This is a genomic window from Streptomyces sp. NPDC031111, from assembly GCF_055570675.1.
In genome coordinates this window covers 112,539-131,686 of the sequence record NZ_JBVIGS010000016.1, presented here as the reverse complement: position 1 = coordinate 131,686, position 19,148 = coordinate 112,539, and the positions used below count along the sequence as shown (strand labels likewise).

Here is a 19,148-nt window from a genome sequence, read left to right as displayed (position 1 = left end):
GGGAGGCGTGGGCGTGACCCGGGGACGGCCCCTCCCGTTCACCTGAGTGGCGGAACGCCTGGACGGGTCGTGACGTCGTACCGCACCTGCCCCAGGCACACCGAGCACGGAGAAGGCCCTCCCATGCGCCACACGGCTCCGCCCGCCACCGCCGCCGACCATGCCGGAGCCCCGACGGACCTGCCCCACGCCCCGCATCCCACGGCCACCGGAGCGCACGCACCCCTCCCACGGCAGCGTGATCACCACGGTCTCCGTCGATGGCTCGCCGAGCTGCCGCCGGCGCACACCGTCATGATCTGTGTCGCCCTTCCCGGCCTCGCCGTCTCGACGGAACAGGGACAGCAGACCGGCAACGGGCTGGAGGGCTTCTACCGCGCCGGACGCCGACTGCTGTCCCGGTGCCAGGTCCGCGTGGCCGGGCGTGAGCCACTCCCCGTCCAGGCGCGGATGCCGGCCGCCGACCGGGCCCGCTTCGTGGGGACGCTGTGCGTGTCCCCGCGAGGCGGCGGCCCGGATCCGGATGTGATCGTCGAGCGGACACGCTGCGCGGACGGCACGGAACGGATCACACTCCACAGCGCGGCCCCGCGTCCGTTGCGCCTGCCGGTCGAGGTGGCTCTCGGCACGGATCTCGCCGACCTAGGGGCGATCGCCTCGGGACGCGCGGGGCGTGAACTGCCCGCCGCCGTTCACGCCTCAGGCCTGCGCTGGACCGGCGCCGGCGCGAGCGCGTCGGTCACGGCCGAACCGCCGCCCACGGAGGCGCTGGCCTCCGCCGGACTGCTGCGCTGGGAGCTCGACCTGCCCCCAGGCGGCAGCGCGAGCGTCGAACTGCGCGTACGGCAGCACGGGATGGCCCCCCTGCGTCCCGCGGGCCGCGCCGCGACGAACCCGCTGGCCCCGGCGCACGCCACGGGAGACGACACACGGGTGCCCGCCCTGCTGCGGACGAGCGTCGCCGACCTGCGGGCCCTGCTGCTGCGTGACGAGGCGCGCCCCGCCGACCTCCACCTCGCGGCCGGCGTGCCCTGGCGCTGTGGGCTCGCCCCGGCCGAGGCGCTCGCCGCCGCCCGGATGACGCTGCCGCTCGGCACGGGCCTCGCCGCGGGCACCCTGCGCGCCCTCGCCCGGCTCCAGCTCACCGGACGGGGACCGAGGTCCGGAATGATCCCCGGCCCGCGCCGCGACGCCGGGCCCCACCTGCCTCCCGGCTGCACGGCAACGGAGGCCACGCTGCTCTTCCCCGTGCTCCTGGCCGAGGCCCGCCGCTGGGGGCTCCCCGAACGGGAGACCGAGCAACTGGTTCCGGCCGCCGAGCGCTGTCTGACCTGGCTGCGGACGACAGTGGGCGACGGCGTGTACCTGCCCGATCCGCAGCCCGGCGGGCCCGTCCGCTGCGAAACGCAGGCCCATGCCCACAGGGCGGCCCTGCTCGGCGCCGATCTGCTCGACGCGTGCGGCAGACCCGGCGGCGCCGGACTGCGGGAGTGGGCGCGGACCCTGCGCGAGGCCTTCCACGACGACTTCTGGATCGACGACCCCCGGGGACACCGGCCGGCGGCGGCCCGTGCCCCGGACGGCCGCCTCGTCCCGCACCTGGGCGCACCGGCCGCCCACCTCCTCGACACGGGCCTGCTGGGCGGGGGCCACATGGCGCCGGGCCTCCTCGACAGGGTGCGGACCGAGCGACTGGCCCGGCTGCTGGGCGGCTTCGACCTGGACTCCGGCTGGGGCCTGCGCGGACTGGGGGTGAGGGAGGCGGGCCACAACCCGTTCGGTCACCGCTCCGGCGCCGTGCGGGTCCGCGAGACGGCGCTCGCCGTCGCGGGACTGGCGGTCGCCGGCTACGAGAGGGAGGCGGCGTCACTGCTGCGGGGCGTGCTCGATGCGGCCGAGGCCTTCGGCCACCGGCTGCCCGAGATGTACGCGGGGGAGCAGCGGACCGAGGGAAGCGTTCCGCTCCCGCATCCGGCGGCCTGCCGCCCCGCGGCCACGTCGGCCGCCGCCGGAGTGCTGCTGCTGACCACCCTCGCGGGGATCCGGCCCGACGCCCCGGCCCGGACGGTCACGCTGCGACCTGTGCGCAGCGCCCCGCTGGGCGAGATCGGACTGACGGGACTGCGCGTCGCGGGCGCCCCCTTCGCCGTACGGATCAGCCGGCTCGGCCTCGCCATGGTCGAGGAAGCGGCCGACGGACTCCGACTCGGAGCCTGACCTGGTGGGACACGGCGTCGGCGGGCAGCGGCGGGAGCGCGACACCGGACCTGCCGGACCGATGTGGATCAGCCATCGATACGACCGGCGAAGGGAGTGTTTATCGTCAGGCAGACGACTATGATCGCCGCATGCCCTACGACCCGTCAGCCTTTCCGCCCTTCGCCGTCACCGTGGACCTGGTCGTGCTGACCGTGCGCCGCCATGCCCTGTGCGCACTGGCGGTACGCAGGGGCGAACCGCCGTTCCAGGGGCGCTGGGCGCTCCCCGGCGGCTTCGTACGGGCCGACGAGGACCTGGCGCAGGCGGCGGCCCGGGAACTGGCCGAGGAAACCGGGCTGCGCGTGCACGACCCCGCCATCCCCGCCCAGGACAACGGCGCCCACCTGGAACAGCTCGCCACGTACGGCGACCCCAAGCGCGACCCCCGGATGCGCGTCGTCAGCGTCGCCCACCTCGCCCTCGCCCCCGACCTGCCCGCACCCCGGGCGGGCGGTGACGCCAGCAACGCACGCTGGGCGCCCGTCGGGGAACTGCTCCAGCAGGGCGGTTACGGCCGGGACGGCGAGCCGGTTGCGCCGCTCGCCTTCGACCACGCCCAGATCCTGTCGGACGGAGTGGAGCGCGCCCGCTCCAAGATCGAGTACTCGTCACTGGCGACGGCCTTCTGCCCGCCCGAGTTCACCGTCGGCGAGCTGCGCCGTGTCTACGAGGCGGTCTGGGGCGTGGCCCTCGATCCGCGCAACTTCCACCGCAAGGTGACCGGCACACCCGGCTTCCTGGTCCCCACCGGCGGCACCACCACCCGGCAGGGCGGGCGCCCCGCCCAGCTCTTCCGGGCCGGCGGAGCCACCCTGCTCAACCCCCCGATGCTGCGCCCCGAGGTCTGAGGCCGGGACCCGCCGAACCGCCAACGAGCCCCGCAGGGCGTCCTTCCCCTCCGGCGACTGGCCGCGCGATGCCCGAAAAACCCGATATGGCGCGCTATCTTGCATCGGGTGATCCAGGCCATCGGACTGACCAGCAACCCCCGCAAAGAGCTTCCGCCCGCCGTCGACGACGTCTCCTTCGAGGCGCACGCGGGCCGCGTCACCGCGTTGCTCGGAGCACCGGGCGCCGGCAAGACGACGGCGCTCCGGCTCATGCTCGAACTCCAACGCGGGCGTGGCATCACCTACTTCAGAGGCCGCCCGCTGCACCGCATCCCCCATCCCGCCCACGAAGTCGGCGTACTGCTCGGCGATGTACCGGGCCACCCGGCCCGCAGCGTCCGCGGACACCTGCGCATGCTGTGCGCCGCCGCGGGAGTGCCGGTCCGCCGGTCCGACGAAGTCCTCGAAGCGGTGGGGCTCGTGAGCCTGCGCGACGAACGCCTCGGCACCCTGTCCCGCGGCATGGACCGCCGCCTGGGACTGGCCTGCGCCCTGCTGCCGGACCCGCACACACTCGTGCTCGACGAGCCCGCGCGAGGACTCTCCGCCGGTGAGCACCGCTGGCTGCACGGCATGCTCCGGGCCTACGCCGCCCAGGGGGGCACGGTCCTGTGCACGACGGCCAACCCGAAGGAGGCCGCCCGGATCGCGGACCGCGTGGTCACCTTGGAGCGGGGGCGGCTCGTCGCCGACCAGGAGGCGGCGGACTTCTCGCGCACCAGGCTGCGCCCCCGCGTCGCCGTCCGCAGCCCGCACGCCGTCCGCCTCTCCGCCCTGCTGGCGCAGGAGGCCCGCGCCGCTCAGCGGTCGGTGGAGGTCGTGCGGGAGGGCGGCAACCGGCTCTGCGTCTACGGCAGTACCTGCGCGGACGTCGGCGAGATCGCGTTCCGGCACGGCATCGTCGTACACCAACTCGCGGACGAGGTCGGGGACATGGGGCCCGGCGCCGGAGCGACCGAGCCGGCCGAGACCACGGACGAGGCCCCCGCCGCACCGGGCGCCGAGAAGCCCCTGCCCCCGAGCGCACCGGCGTCCGCCGAGGACACGACGGAGGAGCCCTCAGGTAGCCCGCGGCCGTCCCCCGCCGCCCCACCGCCGCACCACTCCGACGCCCCCGCCCGCGAAGGCTCTCCCGCGTCTCCCGCATCCGTGGCCACCGCGCCGAAGGAGCCGGAGGAATCCGCCGCCGAGGACACCCGGCCGTCCCCCGTGGCCCGCTCGCGCGGGACCGCTCGCACGCGCGACGACGGCGCCGGCCTTCCGCCCCCCATCACCGTCCGGTCCGCGCCCCGGCCCCTTCGTCCCCTCCGCTACGAGATCCGCCGTGCCACGGGTGTCGGCACCGGGTTCCTCGTCGGGGCGATCGTGCTGGCCGTGTCCGCGCTCACCGCCGTGCTGCTGGCCCGCGTCGGGCACACCTCGCAAGCGCGCCTGCTGGCCGCGTGGCCGGCGGAGTTGCCGCTGCCGCCCGCGGCGCTCGGCGCGGGACTGCTCGGCGCGCTGGCCTTCGGCGACGAGTTCCGCCACCCCGCGCTGGCGGCGGACCGCGGCACCGTGCCCCGGCGGCTGGGGCTGCTGACCGCCAAACTCCTCGTGGCCTCCGCCGGCGCCCTGGTGCTGGCCGTCCTGACCGTGGGCTGCGACGCCGAGCTCCTCTACCTCGTCTACGGGCGGGAGGTCGTCGACATCCCGCCCGACTGGCTCCCGCTGAGTGCCGCTTGGCTCGGCCTCGTCATGGGGTGCGCCTGCGCCGGCGTACTGGCGGCGGGCGTCTTCCGGTCCACCAGTGCCGGTCTCGCCGTCGTCGTCGCCGTGCCGCTGCTCGTCGTGCCGCTCGTGCACAAGGCGACGGAAGGGCCGTCGGTGCGCACCCCGGCCCCGATCGCGTCGAGGCTGCGGGACGGTGTGCCGCTCCGGTGGCCCTTCGGCGGCGAACGCCATCTGGACGCCGTTCTGCGGTTGATCGCCCAACCCGTCGGCGGCGCGCTGGCGTTGTCACTGGCGGCGCTGCTCTGCGCGTACCTGTTCACCGGACTGCGGAGCAGAGTCCGATAACGACCGTCCGCGAACATATCGGTCCGTCCCTGCTCGTAACTCCCCGCAAAACGCGCATTTCTTTCCGATAAGGCGTCAATTGCGACGGGGTGAGCGATCACCCTTTCGTGTGCTTTTCACCAAAGACCTCAAGGGAGTTGGAAGCGCAGCCGACAAAGGATGCGTGAGTACCCTTGCGCACACCATGATGACCGCCGCCCGCTCCGCAGACTCCGGCCTCGCGAACCCGGGCGAACTCGACCGCTACCCCTACGCCGAGGCGCCCGCCGTCGACCGCGCCGGGGCCCCTGCGTGGGACGGCGCGGATCCGGAGCTGGGCCGTGTCGGCCGGCGGGCCGGGGGCAGCCGCGGACGCGGACTGCACGGCCAACTCGTCCAGCAGTTGGGTCAGATGATCGTTTCCGGGGACCTGGGCGCGGACCGCCCGCTGGTGCCGGAGGAGATCGGCCAGCGCTTCGAGGTCTCCCGCACCGTCGTCCGCGAGTCGCTCCGTGTCCTGGAGGCCAAGGGCCTGGTCAGCGCCCGCCCGAACGTCGGCACCCGCGTGCGCCCCGTCAGTGACTGGAACCTCCTCGATCCGGACATCATCGAGTGGCGGGCCTTCGGGCCGCAGCGCGACGACCAGCGCCGTGAGCTGAGCGAGCTGCGCTGGACGATCGAGCCCCTCGCCGCCCGCCTGGCGGCCGGCCACGGACGGGAGGACGTCCAGCAGCGCCTCTCCGACATGGTGGAGATCATGGGCCACGCCATGGGACAGGGTGACGCCCTCACCTTCGCCCGCGCCGACTCCGAGTTCCACTCCCTGCTGATCCAGGTCGCCGGCAACCGGATGCTGGAGCACCTCTCCGGGATCGTGTCCGCGGCGCTCCAGGTCTCGGGCGGCCCGGTCACGGGCTGTGAGCGGCCGAACGAGACGTCCCTCACGCAGCACGGCCGGATCGTCGACGCACTCGCCGGCGGCGACGGCGCGGCGGCCGAGGCGGCCATGCGCCAACTCCTCACGGTCCACCCAGAGGTGGAACGCGTGGTGCCCGCCCCGCGCGAGCACTGACCGCGTTCCGCGGACGGCGCGGTCCGGCGTGCCATCCCCCTCCTGTGGCAGCGCCCCACCGACGGCCGTCCCCCGTCGGACCCCGCGGGATCCTCGGCGATCCCGCGGGGTCCGACGCCGCGACGGGCGTGGCAGACTCGGAGAGGTGACCTCCTCGCCCCCGAGTGAACTCTTTCGTCATTGTTTGACCGTTTTTGAGTGCTTCTGGGGTGTGACTCGGGCCACGCGGAATGGGCGTAACGCTCCTGAGGAGAACGCGATGACCTAAGAGGTGACAGCCGCGGAAGGAATACGGACGCCGTTCACGGCGCTGTGCATCTTCCCCGGCTCCCGCCCGCGCCGTCGGCCCATCCCCAAGCCGGCGGTCGGCCCCTGTCCACTGTGGACGGGGCCGGAAGCCGTTTTCCAACGTTCCGAGAGGTTGTTCGTGTCGGCCAGCACATCCCGTACGCTCCCGCCGGAGATCGCCGAGTCCGTCTCTGTCATGGCGCTCATTGAGCGGGGAAAGGCTGAGGGGCAGATCGCCGGCGACGACGTGCGTCGGGCCTTCGAAGCTGACCAGATTCCGGCCACTCAGTGGAAGAACGTACTGCGCAGCCTCAACCAGATCCTCGAGGAAGAGGGTGTGACGCTGATGGTCAGTGCCGCAGAGCCCAAGCGCACCCGCAAGAGCGTCGCAGCGAAGAGCCCCGCCAAGCGCACCGCCACCAAGACGGTCGCGGCCAAGACGGCGACCGCGCGGAAGGCCACCGCCACCGCCGCACCGGCGGCGCCCGCCGCCGACCCCGCCGTCGAGGAGGAGGCGCCCGCCAAGAAGGCGGCCGCCAAGAAGACCACGGCCAAGAAGACGGCCGCGAAGAAGACGACGGCCAAGAAGACGGCCGCCAAGAAGACCACGGCGAAGAAGGACGACGCCGAGCTGGTCGACGAGGAAGCCCTCGAGGACACCAAGGCCGCGGAGGAGCCCGAGGGCACCGAGAACGCGGGCTTCGTGCTGTCCGACGAGGACGAGGACGACGCGCCCGCGCAGCAGGTCGCCGCCGCCGGCGCCACCGCCGACCCGGTCAAGGACTACCTCAAGCAGATCGGCAAGGTCCCGCTGCTCAACGCCGAGCAGGAGGTCGAGCTCGCCAAGCGCATCGAGGCCGGTCTGTTCGCCGAGGACAAGCTGGCCAACTCCGACAAGCTCGCGCCGAAGCTCAAGCGCGAGCTGGAGATCATCGCCGAGGACGGCCGCCGCGCCAAGAACCACCTGCTGGAGGCCAACCTCCGCCTGGTGGTCTCCCTGGCCAAGCGCTACACCGGCCGCGGCATGCTCTTCCTGGACCTCATCCAGGAGGGCAACCTCGGTCTGATCCGCGCGGTGGAGAAGTTCGACTACACCAAGGGCTACAAGTTCTCCACGTATGCCACCTGGTGGATCCGTCAGGCGATCACCCGCGCGATGGCCGACCAGGCCCGCACCATCCGTATCCCGGTGCACATGGTCGAGGTCATCAACAAGCTCGCACGCGTGCAGCGCCAGATGCTCCAGGACCTGGGCCGCGAGCCCACCCCGGAGGAGCTGGCCAAGGAGCTCGACATGACCCCGGAGAAGGTCATCGAGGTCCAGAAGTACGGCCGCGAGCCCATCTCCCTGCACACGCCGCTGGGCGAGGACGGCGACAGCGAGTTCGGTGACCTCATCGAGGACTCCGAGGCCGTCGTCCCGGCCGACGCGGTCAGCTTCACGCTCCTCCAGGAGCAGCTCCACTCCGTCCTGGACACCCTGTCCGAGCGCGAGGCGGGCGTCGTCTCCATGCGCTTCGGTCTCACCGACGGTCAGCCGAAGACCCTCGACGAGATCGGCAAGGTGTACGGCGTCACCCGCGAGCGCATCCGCCAGATCGAGTCCAAGACCATGTCGAAGCTGCGCCACCCGTCGCGTTCGCAGGTCCTGCGCGACTACCTCGACTAGGCAGGACGGCCGCGACCACCCGTCGTGCGCCACGCCTGTGCGAAGGCCCGGTTCCCGTGCTCGGGAGCCGGGCCTTCGCGTTGCCGCGCGGGTGCGGGCCCGGGAGCGTTCCATCACTGTGGGTGTCTCAGGATCACCCCAGTGTGAGGAGCGTGCATGCGACGTCGTCTTGCCCGGGCCCTGGCCCGGCCGCTGGCCCTCGCGGCAGCGGCGACCGTCATACCCCTGGCCTCGGCCGTTCCGGCGGCCGCCGACAGCATCGTCGTCGGCGGCTTCCCGGTCGATGTCTCGGAGGGGCCGTGGACGGTCGCGCTGGCCAGCCGTGACCGATTCGGAGGTACGCGAGCGGGGCAGTTCTGCGGGGGTGTGGCGGTCGGCCGGACCACCGTGCTCACCGCGGCCCACTGCATGGACGAGGAGGTGCTGGGGGCGCGCCCGGAGCGCATACCCGACCTCAGGGTGATCGCGGGGCGTACGGAACTGCTCTCGGACCGGGGTCAGGAGATCGCCGTACGTGACGTCTGGGTGAACCCGGGCTACGACGGCGTCACCAACTCCGGGGACTTCGCCGTGCTGGGTCTGGCCGAGCCGCTGCCCTCGAGCTCGGTCATAGCCATGGCCGGGGCCGGCGACCGGGCGTACCGGGCGGGTACGGCGGCCACCGTCTACGGGTGGGGGGACACCACGGGGTCCGGCTCCTACGCCGGCAGCCTGCACGCGGCACGCGTACGTGTGCAGCCCGACACGCTGTGCGAGAGGGCGTACCCGGGCGGTTCCGAGGGCACCTACCGCGCCGCGACGATGCTGTGCGCGGGGGTGACGGAAGGGGGCCGGGACGCCTGTCAGGGGGACAGCGGCGGCCCGCTGGTGGCCGAGGGGCGGTTGATAGGACTCGTGTCCTGGGGGGCGGGATGCGGCTGGGTGGGCAGTCCCGGGGTTTACACGCGCGTCTCCGACATCCTGAGCACCCTCGGCTGGGGTACGGGGGCGAAGAGCGGGACAGGGACGCGGGAGGCCCACTGAGCCGCTCCCGGCGCGTATGAGCACAAGACGGGCGGCCGCCTCCGGGTGGAGGCAGCCGCCCGCTCGCCGGCCTGTGCCGGGCTGCTCGTCGTCGGACGCGAGGTGTCAGCGCTCTTCTGTCGGCGCTCTTCTCGGCGCTCTTGGGTCAGCGCTCTTCGTCGGAAGGCGTCGCCGGAGCGGTCAGCCGCTCCGTCTCGTCCTGTATCTCAGCGGCGATCTTCTTGAGTTCCGGCTCGAACTTGCGGCCGTGGTGGGCGCAGAAGAGCAGTTCTCCGCCGCTCAGCAGGACGACGCGCAGGTATGCCTGGGCGCCGCAGCGGTCGCAGCGATCGGCGGCCGTCAGCGGGCTCGCGGGGGTCAGAACAGTAGTCACGTCGCCTCTTCTCTAGCTCGACGAGCTGTCGTACCAGGGTCAACATCCAACCAGCCCCAAAACGTTCCCGCTCGTGGCTTCTCCTCGAAAAAATTTTCCGAGGTGGGTGGCTGTTGCCGGTTGGCGGCGAATGTGCCGTAGTGCGTTTCTCTGTGTCGTACGGATTCGCGTTCGTATCGGTGGTCGGCCCTCCCGGCTGGCTTGCCGGTTGTTCATGAGGACGTGCCCGGAGCCTAAATGGTTCATGCCTGGAAGGGAACGTGATGTGTGCTTCACTCCATCGAGGGATCGAACAGGCATGCGACTCTGGACTAGGGTGGGCTGAAGCGAGGGTGGCGTTACAACGGCTCTACCAGGCCTCGGTACCCTCTCACCGGTGACTGAAGCCGCGCCCTTACCCATGAGGGCCCCATCTGAAATTCAGCGAGGAGCGAACCGCGTGACCGCCGAGACGTCCGTGCCGTCCACAGCGCTGCTGGCAGGAGCAGACCGGGACGGTTCCAACTACACCGCGCGGCACCTGCTCGTCCTCGAGGGGCTCGAGGCCGTGCGGAAGCGCCCCGGTATGTACATCGGATCGACCGACAGCCGCGGTCTGATGCACTGCCTCTGGGAGATCATCGACAACTCCGTCGACGAGGCCCTCGGAGGCTACTGCGACCACATCGAGGTGGTCCTCCACGACGACGGCTCGGTGGAGGTCCGGGACAACGGCCGGGGCATCCCGGTCGACGTCGAGCCCAAGACCGGCCTCTCCGGCGTCGAGGTCGTCATGACCAAGCTGCACGCCGGCGGCAAGTTCGGAGGCGGCTCGTACGCCGCCTCCGGCGGTCTGCACGGCGTCGGTGCCTCCGTCGTCAACGCGCTCTCCGCGCGGCTGGACGTGGAGGTGGACCGCGGGGGCCACACCCACGCGATCAGCTTCCGCCGCGGTGTCCCCGGCGCCTTCGCCGCCATGGGCCCGGACGCGAAGTTCGAGGCCGGGAGCGGGCTGCGCAAGGCCAAGAAGATCCCGAAGACCCGCAGCGGCACGCGCGTGCGCTACTGGGCCGACCGCCAGATCTTCCTCAAGGACGCCAAGCTCGCCCTGGAGACGCTGCACCAGCGCGCCCGCCAGACCGCGTTCCTGGTCCCCGGCCTGACCATCGTCGTCCGCGACGAGTTCGGGCTCGGCGAGGGCGGCAGCAAGGGCGAGGAGTCGTTCCGCTTCGACGGCGGTATCAGCGAGTTCTGCGAGTTCCTGGCCACCGACCGGCCCGTCTGCGACACCCTCCGCTTCACCGGACAGGGCACCTTCAAGGAGACCGTTCCCGTCCTCGACGAGCACGGCCAGATGACGCCCACCGAGGTCACCCGCGAACTCGGCGTCGACGTCGCGATGCGCTGGGGAACCGGCTACGACACGACTCTCAGGTCGTTCGTCAACATCATCGCCACCCCCAAGGGCGGCACCCATGTCGCCGGTTTCGAGCAGGCCGTCGCCAAGACGATGAACGAGGTGCTGCGCGCGAAGAAGATGCTGCGCGTGGCCGAGGACGACATCGTGAAGGACGACGCCCTCGAGGGCCTGACCGCGGTGGTCACGGTCCGCCTGGCCGAGCCGCAGTTCGAGGGCCAGACCAAGGAGGTCCTCGGCACCTCGGCGGCCCGCCGCATCGTGAACACCGTGATCTCCAAGGAGCTCAAGGCGTTCCTGACCTCCACCAAGCGCGACGCCGCCCAGCAGGCCCGGGTCGTCATGGAGAAGGCCGTCGCCGCGGCCCGCACCCGGATCGCGGCCCGCCAGCACAAGGACGCCCAGCGCCGCAAGACGGCCCTGGAGTCCTCCTCGCTGCCCGCCAAGCTCGCCGACTGCCGCAGCGACGACGTCGACCGCAGCGAGCTGTTCATCGTCGAGGGCGACTCCGCGCTCGGCACGGCCAAGCTCGCCCGGAACTCCGAGTTCCAGGCCCTGCTGCCGATCCGCGGCAAGATCCTCAACGTCCAGAAGTCGTCCGTCACGGACATGCTGAAGAACGCCGAGTGCGGCGCGATCATCCAGGTCATAGGAGCCGGGTCGGGGCGGACCTTCGACATCGACACGGCTCGCTACGGCAAGATCATCATGATGACCGACGCCGATGTCGACGGCTCCCACATCCGCACCCTGCTGCTGACCCTGTTCCACCGCTACATGCGGCCCATGGTCGAGGCGGGCCGGGTCTTCGCCGCGGTGCCGCCGCTGCACCGTGTCGAGCTGATCCAGCCCAAGAAGGGCCAGGACAAGTACGTCTACACGTACTCGGACCGGGAACTGCGCGACAAGCTCATGGAGTTCCAGAGCAAGAACATCCGCTACAAGGACTCGATCCAGCGCTACAAGGGTCTCGGCGAGATGGACGCCGACCAGCTGGCCGAGACCACCATGGACCCGCGTCACCGCACCCTGCGCCGGATCAACCTCACCGATCTGGAGGCCGCCGAGCAGGTCTTCGACCTCCTCATGGGCAACGACGTCGCCCCGCGCAAGGAGTTCATCTCCAGCTCGGCGGCGACGCTGGACCGGTCCCGCATCGACGCGTAGCGGCCGCGCGGGGCCCGGAGGGGCGCGTCACCTGATGGGGTGAAGAGGAACGGGAAGAAGAGTCAGGGATCTTCCCGTTCTGCCCATCCTTGGGCATGCAGCGAAGCAACTCGGGGGACGTGAGGTACGACGATCCCTGGTACGACGCCCTGGCCTCGGGCTGGGGCGAGTCGGCCGGCCCGGCCGAGGCGGTTCCGCCGGCCCGCCGCGCGGACGGGTCCGACGTCTACCTCCAGGTCCAGCGCAGCGCGGCCTTCCAGGAGGTGCGCAGCCGGTACCGGCGGTTCGTGGTCCCGGCGGTCGTCGCCTTCCTCACCTGGTACGTGGCGTACGTCGTGACCGCCACCACCGCGCCGGACCTGATGGCCCGGCCCGTCGCGGGCGCCGTGAACGTCGGAATGCTCGCCGGGCTCGGCCAGTTCCTGACCACCTTCCTGCTCACCTGGGCCTACGCACGGCATGCGCGGCTGCGCCGGGACCGTGCCGCGCTGGAACTGCGCTGGGACGCCCAGGAACTGGCGCGCGGGAGAGGCGGTGCGGCATGACGGGTGATCACCAGCTGCCGGCGCTGCTGCTGTTCGGCGCGTTCGTCGCGGTCACCCTGGGCATCACGACCTGGGTCGGCCGCGGACGGCGGGGTTCGGCCGAGGAGTTCTACGCGGGCGGGCGGCTCTTCTCCCCGATGGAAAATGGTTTTGCCATCGCGGGCGACTACATGTCGGCCGCCTCCTTCCTCGGCATCTCCGGTCTCATCGCGCTCGTCGGCTACGACGGGATGCTCTACTCGGTGGGCTTCCTGGTGGCCTGGCTGGTGGTCCTGTTCCTGGTCGCGGAACTGGTGCGCAACTGCGGCCGGTTCACCCTCGCCGACGTGGTCGCGGCGCGTATGCGGGAGCGGCCGGTGCGGATCGCGGCGGGAACCTCCTCGGTCACGGTGTCCCTGCTGTACCTGGTGGCGCAGATGGTGGGCGCGGGCACCCTGGTCGCGCTGCTGCTCGGCGGCACGGACGAGGCGGTACGCACCTGGACCGTCGTCGGCGTCGGCGTGCTGATGGTGATCTATGTGTCGCTGGGCGGGATGCGGGCCACCACCTGGATCCAGATCGTCAAGGCGGTCCTGCTGCTCGGCGGCACCGTCGCCCTGACCGTCCTCGTCCTGCTGCGGTTCCACGGCGACTTCAACCGGCTGCTCCTCACCGCGGCCGAACGCAGCGGCCACGGGGAGGCCTTCCTGGCGCCCGGACTCGCCTACGGCGGGGACTGGACCGCGCGGTTCGACTTCATCAGCCTGGGTCTCGCCCTGGTGCTCGGCACCGCGGGGCTGCCGCACATCCTGTCCCGCTTCTACACCGTCCCCACGGCGCGGGCCGCACGGCGGTCGGTCGTCTGGGCGATCGGCCTGATCGGAGGCTTCTACCTGATGACGATCGTGCTCGGCTTCGGCGCAGCCGCCGTCATCGGACCGGACGCCGTGCGCGCCTCGAACGCGTCCGGGAACACGGCGGTGCCCCTGTTGGCCCTCGACCTGGGCGGCGGAGCCGACTCCACCGGCGGAACGATCCTGTTCGCGGTCGTCGCCGCGGTCGCCTTCGCCACGATCCTCGCCGTGGTCGCCGGGATCACGCTCGCCTCCTCGGCGTCCGTCGCACACGACCTGTACGCCTCACTGCGGCGCCGGCGCGGCAAGCCGCGCGGCGAGGTGGCCGTCGCCCGCGTCGCCTCGGTCGGCATCGGCCTGGTCGCGATCGCCCTCGGTCTGCTGGCCCGCGACCTCAACGTCGCGTTCCTGGTGGGTCTCGCCTTCGCCGTGGCCGCGTCCGCGAACCTGCCCGTGCTGCTCTACTCGCTGTTCTGGCGCGGCTTCACCACACGCGGTGCCGTGTGGGCCGTGTACGGCGGTCTGATTCCGGCCGTGGTGCTGGTGCTGCTGTCCCCGGTGGTGTCGGGCAGCCCCGACTCCCTCTTCCCCGGCGCCGACTTCCAGCTCTTCCCGCTCCAGAACCCCGGTCTGGTCTCCATCCCGCTGGGCTTCCTCGCGGGCTGGCTGGGCACGGTCACCTCGCCCGAGGTTCCCGACGAGGCCAAGCACGCGGAGACCGAGGTGCGCTCACTCACCGGCGCGGGGGCCGTGTAGGGATCCGGCGGAGACGGTCGGCGCCGCCGTCCGTATGGGAAGGGGGCACGGTTCCTTCCCCCGCCCCCATGGGCCGTGTCCTCAGGCGCGGGTCGCCCACACATACCGGTGCTCCGGGCGGCCCGCGTCCCCGTACTTCAGGGTCAGCGTGGCCCGTCCCGTGCGCTCCAGGAGCTTCAGATAGCGCTGGGCGGTCTGGCGGCTCACCCCGGTGCGTTCGGCGATCTCCTGGGCCGACAGCGGGCCGTCGGCGTTCATCAGCGACTGCCGCACGAGTTCCGCGGTGGTGGGGGAGTGCCCCTTGGGCAGCTGGGGCTCGGACGACACCGACAACGCGCCGAAGATGCGGTCCACCTCCGCCTGCTCCGCCTCACCGCCGCCGTCGAGCGTACGGCGCAGCTCCGCGTACGCCTCCAGCTTGGCGCGCAGACCGGCGAAGGCGAACGGCTTGACCAGGTACTGCAACGCGCCGTGGCGCATCGCCGCCTGCACGGTCGACACGTCACGCGCCGCCGTCACCATGATCACATCGGTCTGGTGGCCACGCCGGCGCATCTCCTGGACCACCTCGAGGCCCGTCTCGTCGGGCAGGTAGTGGTCCAGGAGCACGAGATCCAGCCGGGGCAGTGCCTCCACCCGGCCGAGCGCCTCGGCCGCGCTGTGCGCCTCGCCGGCGACATGGAAGCCGGGCACCTTCTCGACGTACGCGGCGTTGACCCGCGCGACGCGGACGTCGTCGTCCACGACCAGAACCTCGATCACCGCGACTCCTCCTCGGCGGTCACCGGGGCGGACGCCCCGGTGAGAGCGGGCTCCGCGCCCGGCTCGGTCAGGGCCTCGGGCAGGACGACGGTGAACTGCGCGCCTCCGCCGGGCGCCTCGCCCACGCTCGCGCTGCCCCCCTGCCGCTCGGCGAGCCGGCGCACCAGCGGCAGCCCGATGCCCCGCTCGCGGTGGGCCGGCGGCTCCTTGGTGGTCCAGCCCTCGGTGAAGATCAACTCACGCCGCTCGGGCGGAACCCCGGGCCCGGTGTCGCGCACCACGAGCACCGCCGTACGCCCCTCGGCGCGCAGTTCGACCTCCACGCGCGCGTGCGGTGTACCGGCGACGGCGTCCAGGGCGTTGTCCACGAGATTGCCGACGACCGTGACGAGCCCCTGGGGGTCGATCAGCCGGTCCGGCAGCCGGGTCCCGTCCGAGACCCACAGCGCCACTCCGCGCTCGGCCGCGACCGTCGCCTTGCCCACCAGCAGCGCCGCCAGCAGCGGGTCCCGGATCTTCTCGGTGACCTGCTCGGACGTGGCCCGGTGGGCACCGACGACCTCGCCGACGAACTCCACCGCGTCGTCGTACATCTCGAGCTCCAGCAGCCCCAGCAGGGTGTGCATGCGGTTCGCGTGCTCGTGGTCCTGGGCGCGCAGCGCGTCGATCAGCCCGCGGGTGGAGTCCAGCTCCCGGCCGAGCCGGTCCAGCTCCGTGCGGTCACGCAGCGTGGCCACGGCGCCGCCGTCGTCCGTCGGCATGCGGTTGGCGACCAGGACCCGCCGGCCGCGGACGGTGAGCAGATCGGTGCCGGTCACCCGTCCGGCCAGCACGTCGGAGGTGCGTCCCTCGCCCAGCGCCCGGTCGGGGGAGTGGCCGACGGCCTCCTCGCCGATCCCCAGCAGGCGCTGCGCCTCGTCGTTCAGCAGCCGGATGCGGCCGCCGCGGTCCAGGGCGACGACACCTTCCCGGATGCCGTGCAGCATGGCCTCACGCTCCGCGAGCAGTCCCGCGATGTCCGAGAAGGCCAGGTCGCGGGTCTGCCGCTGGACCCGCCGGGAGATCAGCCAGGCCGCGAGCGCGCCCACGGCCAGGGCGCCGCCCGCGTACGCGAACAGCCCCGGGATGGCGTGGATCAGCCGGGCCCGGACGCTGTCGTAGGCGATGCCGACCGAGACCGCCCCGACGATCGCGCCGTCGTCGTCCCGCAGCGGCACCTTGCCCCGCGCGGAGCGCCCCAGGGTGCCCTCGTCGATCTCCATGACCTCGTGTCCGGCCAGCGCCTCCCCGGGATCGGTCGACACCGGGCCCCCGATCCGCCGCGGATCGGTGTGCGACCAGCGCACCCCCCGCACATCCAGCACCACGATGTACTCGGCGCCGGTGGCCTTCCGGATCCGTTCCGCCTCCCGCTGCACCGGTCCGTCCGGCGACGGCTCCGTGCTCCGCACGTCCCGCGCCAGCTGCGGCTGCTGGGCGGTGGTCTGCGCGATCGCCAGCGCGCGGCGCATCGCCTGGTCGTCCAGCTGGTCGCCGAGGGGCGCGAGGAACAGCCCGGTGGCGAGCACCGCGACGCCCGCCGCGATCGCCAGCTGCATCAGCAGGACCTGCGAGAACACCCGCCGCGGCAGGCCGAGGCGCAGGCGGCGTGCGGGGGGAGTGGGACTCATACCCATGACGGTACGTGGGCGGGAGCGGGGTGCCGCGGGGGTGTGGCGGGGATCTCCCGGCAGGGGGCTCAGCTCGCCAGCGCCGTCACGGTGACCTCGCGGATGTCCACGACGTCCATCCGCGCGGGTGAGCCGAGCACCGACCCGCAGCTCTCCGGACGGGGCGGCAGGGACGCGCCCTGGGCGACCTCCACCACCCACCGCCGCCCGTCCGCGTGGGCGACGGTCACCTCCCGGCGGGGCCCCGCGCCGTCCGTCCGTACGATGCTCAGGACCTCGGCGGCGTACTCGCCCACCGCGCGCCGTACCGCCAGCTCCGCCGCCTGGCCGGGCCGCTCCCAGGCGGAGCCGCCCCGGCACCCCTCGACCACGATCCGGCCCTCCTCCGCGGCGTGCAGCACCTCCTTGACGGCGTGGGCCTCGGCCCGGCCGTAGGCGTAGCCGTACGGCAGGACGAGCACCGTGGGGGAGAAGCGGTGGCCGCCCAGGTGGGTGACCTCCCAGACGCCCTCGACGCCGGAGGCGGCGAGTTCGGCGGCCAGGGGCCGGCCCAGGAGGGCGCAGCAGCGGTCGCGCTTGCCGTTGGTGCAGACGAGGGCGAGGGGGGCGCCCTCGTGGGGCCGTCCGCCGAGCGCCGACTCGAAGGTCTCCGGCTCGCCCCTGCCGAGCGCGGCGAAGTCGAGGTCGAGCAGGCGTTCGGGGTCCGTGGTGGTGGCTGCGCGCGTCCACACGTTCCCCGGAACGGTGTGGGCCGCGTACACCCGGCGGGCGGCGGGCATCCGGGAGTCCGCGTGCCGCCCGGGCCGGCGTATGAGCGCGATACGCACCCCGGTGCCCTTCGCGGCGGCCTCCAGGGCACGGCCCAGTGCCGGGTCGAGGTGGCTCGAGGTGAGCGCCTTCGCACCCCAGGGTCCGGGCTGCTCCAGCAGCAGCCAGGTACTCGCGGTGGCCGCGGTTCCCGCGACGGGCTCCTCGAGCCGGCGGGAGACGGTTGAGCACGTACTCACAGAGGTGAGCCTAACCTGACTTCCCCGGGAGTGCCTTGTCGCCCCACCGGCCTCGTGGGTGCGCGCTCAGTGGTGACAATTGCCGTAAACCCGGCTGATCATCGATTCTTCGCTTACTCGTCACTCTTGCGGAGGATTCCTCGGAGCGGGAGTGGCTTCACACCCCAGAGTGATAGGAATTGCCGCACGCGTTGCGTCCGTTGCGGTGCGAGCTGGTCCGGGCATCTGCGTGCCTCCCTCCGCAGTGGGTCGGGCCTGCGAAGATGCGATCGCGCATCGCGCGGCAGCGAGCGCAGGCGCTCGTGCCTTGAGAGCAGAGGAAATTCAACAGTGAGTCAGATCGTCCGCCGTCTCGGTGTCGCTCCACGCTATCGAGGCAGCGCCACCGGTGGAACATGTCCCGACATCTTCGAGCTGGCGGACGGGAACTTCGCCGTCATCGGCACGGACGTCACTGATTCACTCGACCCCCAACTGCCCCAGGACGCCGCACGCGCCGACTACGAACGCATCGTCGTGATCACCAGGGAGACCCTGATCAAGGCGAAGGCGGACATCCCGGACGCCTAGGCGGGTCACGCGTCGGCGGGCGGGTCCCCGACCACCCACCACTCGTCGGTGTCCGCCTCGTCCAGTTGCAGCAGCAGGTCGTCGATCAGCTGACCGAGCTCCGCCTCCTCCGTCCCCTTCAGGCTCGCGCGCAGATGCCGGGTCGCGTACCAGTACTCCCTGACGATCGGGTTCTGGAACATTCCCCGGGCGTGCTTGAAGAACTCGTCCCGGGTGAGGTTGCCGATGCGGTGGTAGCAGAGCAGGTTCGTGTACAGCGCGTTGGCGAACAGGTACTGACGGCGCTTCTGCACGGTGACCGGCACCGCGAAGATGTCCAGCACTTCGGTGAGTTCGGGGTTGTCGATGGCTTTGCTCAACAACTCCCAGTGCTGGCGCTGCTGCATGGCCAGGTTGGCCTGCTGCTGACCGCGCGCCTGCTTCTCCAGGTGCTCCAGACGCTCGTTGATCGTGTCCAGGACGTGTCGCTGTGCTGCCATGGCAGCAAGGGCACCCGCGGCCAGGCCCAAGCCGGCCGCGGTGGCGGTGCGGAGCCTCCGCAGCCCCGGGATCTGTGTGGCCATGTCAAATACCCCCGATCAGGCCGCCGTCCGCCGGTCGTCGGGATGCGGGTCGACTGTAGGGAACCGGCGAGCGGTGGGCGGCGCTTGCCGCCTTCCAGGGTGCCGAGCGGCTCTGATCGGCGGAAAGGCGGAGAGGAGGCGCACGGAGGGAAGCGAGGGTCGCACAAACCGGCGCCTTGCCCAACGTCTGCCCCGCGGACGCTGCTAACAATCGTTCACTTCGCGGCCGTTCCCGCCACTCGTATCCTGGGTCGTCGGTCGGTTGGTCGGT

At 72.1% G+C, this 19,148-nt stretch carries 15 protein-coding genes; 10 read left to right on the top strand and 5 right to left on the bottom strand.

What is annotated here, in order from left to right:
- Nucleotides 1-123: 123 nt before the first annotated feature.
- The 6 genes from ACZ470_RS29135 to ACZ470_RS29110 all read left to right on the top strand — a co-directional run bounded on the left by ACZ470_RS29135 (nucleotide 124) and on the right by ACZ470_RS29110 (nucleotide 9,235).
- The gene (locus tag ACZ470_RS29135) at nucleotides 124-2,217 is read left to right on the top strand and encodes a glycogen debranching N-terminal domain-containing protein (RefSeq protein ID WP_468431970.1); all 2,094 of its coding nucleotides are present in this window, start codon (nucleotides 124-126) and stop codon (nucleotides 2,215-2,217) included.
- Nucleotides 2,218-2,348: 131 nt separating this feature from the next.
- Nucleotides 2,349-3,107: an NUDIX hydrolase gene (locus ACZ470_RS29130; protein WP_468431968.1), complete on the top strand. Its 759-nt coding sequence runs from the start codon at nucleotides 2,349-2,351 to the stop codon at nucleotides 3,105-3,107.
- A gap of 108 nt (nucleotides 3,108-3,215) precedes the next feature.
- On the top strand, nucleotides 3,216-5,204 hold the full coding sequence (locus ACZ470_RS29125; RefSeq protein ID WP_468431966.1) for an ABC transporter ATP-binding protein: 1,989 nt from the start codon (nucleotides 3,216-3,218) through the stop codon (nucleotides 5,202-5,204).
- 163 nt (nucleotides 5,205-5,367) lie between these two features.
- Nucleotides 5,368-6,255 carry a FadR/GntR family transcriptional regulator gene (locus ACZ470_RS29120; protein ID WP_468431964.1) on the top strand — a complete coding sequence of 296 codons (888 nt, stop codon included), beginning with the start codon at nucleotides 5,368-5,370 and terminating at the stop codon, nucleotides 6,253-6,255.
- A gap of 427 nt (nucleotides 6,256-6,682) precedes the next feature.
- Complete coding sequence (locus ACZ470_RS29115) at nucleotides 6,683-8,212, top strand: RNA polymerase sigma factor (RefSeq protein WP_468431962.1); 1,530 nt, start codon at nucleotides 6,683-6,685, stop codon at nucleotides 8,210-8,212.
- Between the two features lie 156 nt (nucleotides 8,213-8,368).
- Entirely contained in the window at nucleotides 8,369-9,235 is an 867-nt protein-coding gene (locus ACZ470_RS29110; protein WP_468431960.1) for a S1 family peptidase, read from the top strand.
- A gap of 145 nt (nucleotides 9,236-9,380) precedes the next feature.
- Here ACZ470_RS29110 and ACZ470_RS29105 read toward each other — a convergent pair whose 3' ends face one another.
- Complete coding sequence (locus tag ACZ470_RS29105; RefSeq protein WP_468431959.1) at nucleotides 9,381-9,608, bottom strand: DUF7455 domain-containing protein; 228 nt, start codon at nucleotides 9,606-9,608, stop codon at nucleotides 9,381-9,383.
- Nucleotides 9,609-10,047: 439 nt separating this feature from the next.
- Here ACZ470_RS29105 and ACZ470_RS29100 point away from each other — a divergent pair, with 439 nt between their 5' ends.
- The 3 genes from ACZ470_RS29100 to ACZ470_RS29090 all read left to right on the top strand — a co-directional run bounded on the left by ACZ470_RS29100 (nucleotide 10,048) and on the right by ACZ470_RS29090 (nucleotide 14,305).
- Nucleotides 10,048-12,171 (top strand): DNA gyrase/topoisomerase IV subunit B, encoded by a 2,124-nt coding sequence (locus ACZ470_RS29100; RefSeq protein WP_468431957.1) that lies wholly within the window; start codon nucleotides 10,048-10,050, stop codon nucleotides 12,169-12,171.
- Nucleotides 12,172-12,266: 95 nt separating this feature from the next.
- On the top strand, nucleotides 12,267-12,716 hold the full coding sequence (locus ACZ470_RS29095) for a DUF485 domain-containing protein (RefSeq protein ID WP_468431955.1): 450 nt from the start codon (nucleotides 12,267-12,269) through the stop codon (nucleotides 12,714-12,716).
- Entirely contained in the window at nucleotides 12,713-14,305 is a 1,593-nt protein-coding gene (locus ACZ470_RS29090) for a solute symporter family protein (RefSeq protein WP_468431953.1), read from the top strand. The genes ACZ470_RS29095 and ACZ470_RS29090 overlap by 4 nt, the downstream gene beginning before the upstream one ends.
- 81 nt (nucleotides 14,306-14,386) lie before the next feature.
- On the opposite strand, the gene ACZ470_RS29085 is transcribed toward ACZ470_RS29090, so the two are convergent.
- The 3 genes from ACZ470_RS29085 to ACZ470_RS29075 form a co-directional block, all read right to left on the bottom strand.
- Nucleotides 14,387-15,067: a response regulator gene (locus ACZ470_RS29085; protein WP_468431951.1), complete on the bottom strand. Its 681-nt coding sequence runs from the start codon at nucleotides 15,065-15,067 to the stop codon at nucleotides 14,387-14,389.
- Entirely contained in the window at nucleotides 15,064-16,737 is a 1,674-nt protein-coding gene (locus ACZ470_RS29080; protein WP_468431950.1) for an ATP-binding protein, read from the bottom strand. Before ACZ470_RS29080 ends, ACZ470_RS29085 begins: the two co-directional genes overlap by 4 nt.
- A 68-nt stretch (nucleotides 16,738-16,805) precedes the next feature.
- A complete protein-coding gene (locus tag ACZ470_RS29075) occupies nucleotides 16,806-17,744 on the bottom strand; it encodes a sucrase ferredoxin (protein WP_468431949.1) in 939 nt (312 codons plus the stop codon).
- 330 nt (nucleotides 17,745-18,074) lie between these two features.
- Between ACZ470_RS29075 and ACZ470_RS29070 the strand changes: the two genes are divergently transcribed.
- Nucleotides 18,075-18,314 carry a hypothetical protein gene (locus tag ACZ470_RS29070; RefSeq protein ID WP_468431947.1) on the top strand — a complete coding sequence of 80 codons (240 nt, stop codon included), beginning with the start codon at nucleotides 18,075-18,077 and terminating at the stop codon, nucleotides 18,312-18,314.
- Between the two features lie 5 nt (nucleotides 18,315-18,319).
- Here ACZ470_RS29070 and ACZ470_RS29065 read toward each other — a convergent pair whose 3' ends face one another.
- A complete protein-coding gene (locus ACZ470_RS29065; RefSeq protein ID WP_468431945.1) occupies nucleotides 18,320-18,793 on the bottom strand; it encodes a DUF6082 family protein in 474 nt (157 codons plus the stop codon).
- Nucleotides 18,794-19,148: the final 355 nt, after the last annotated feature.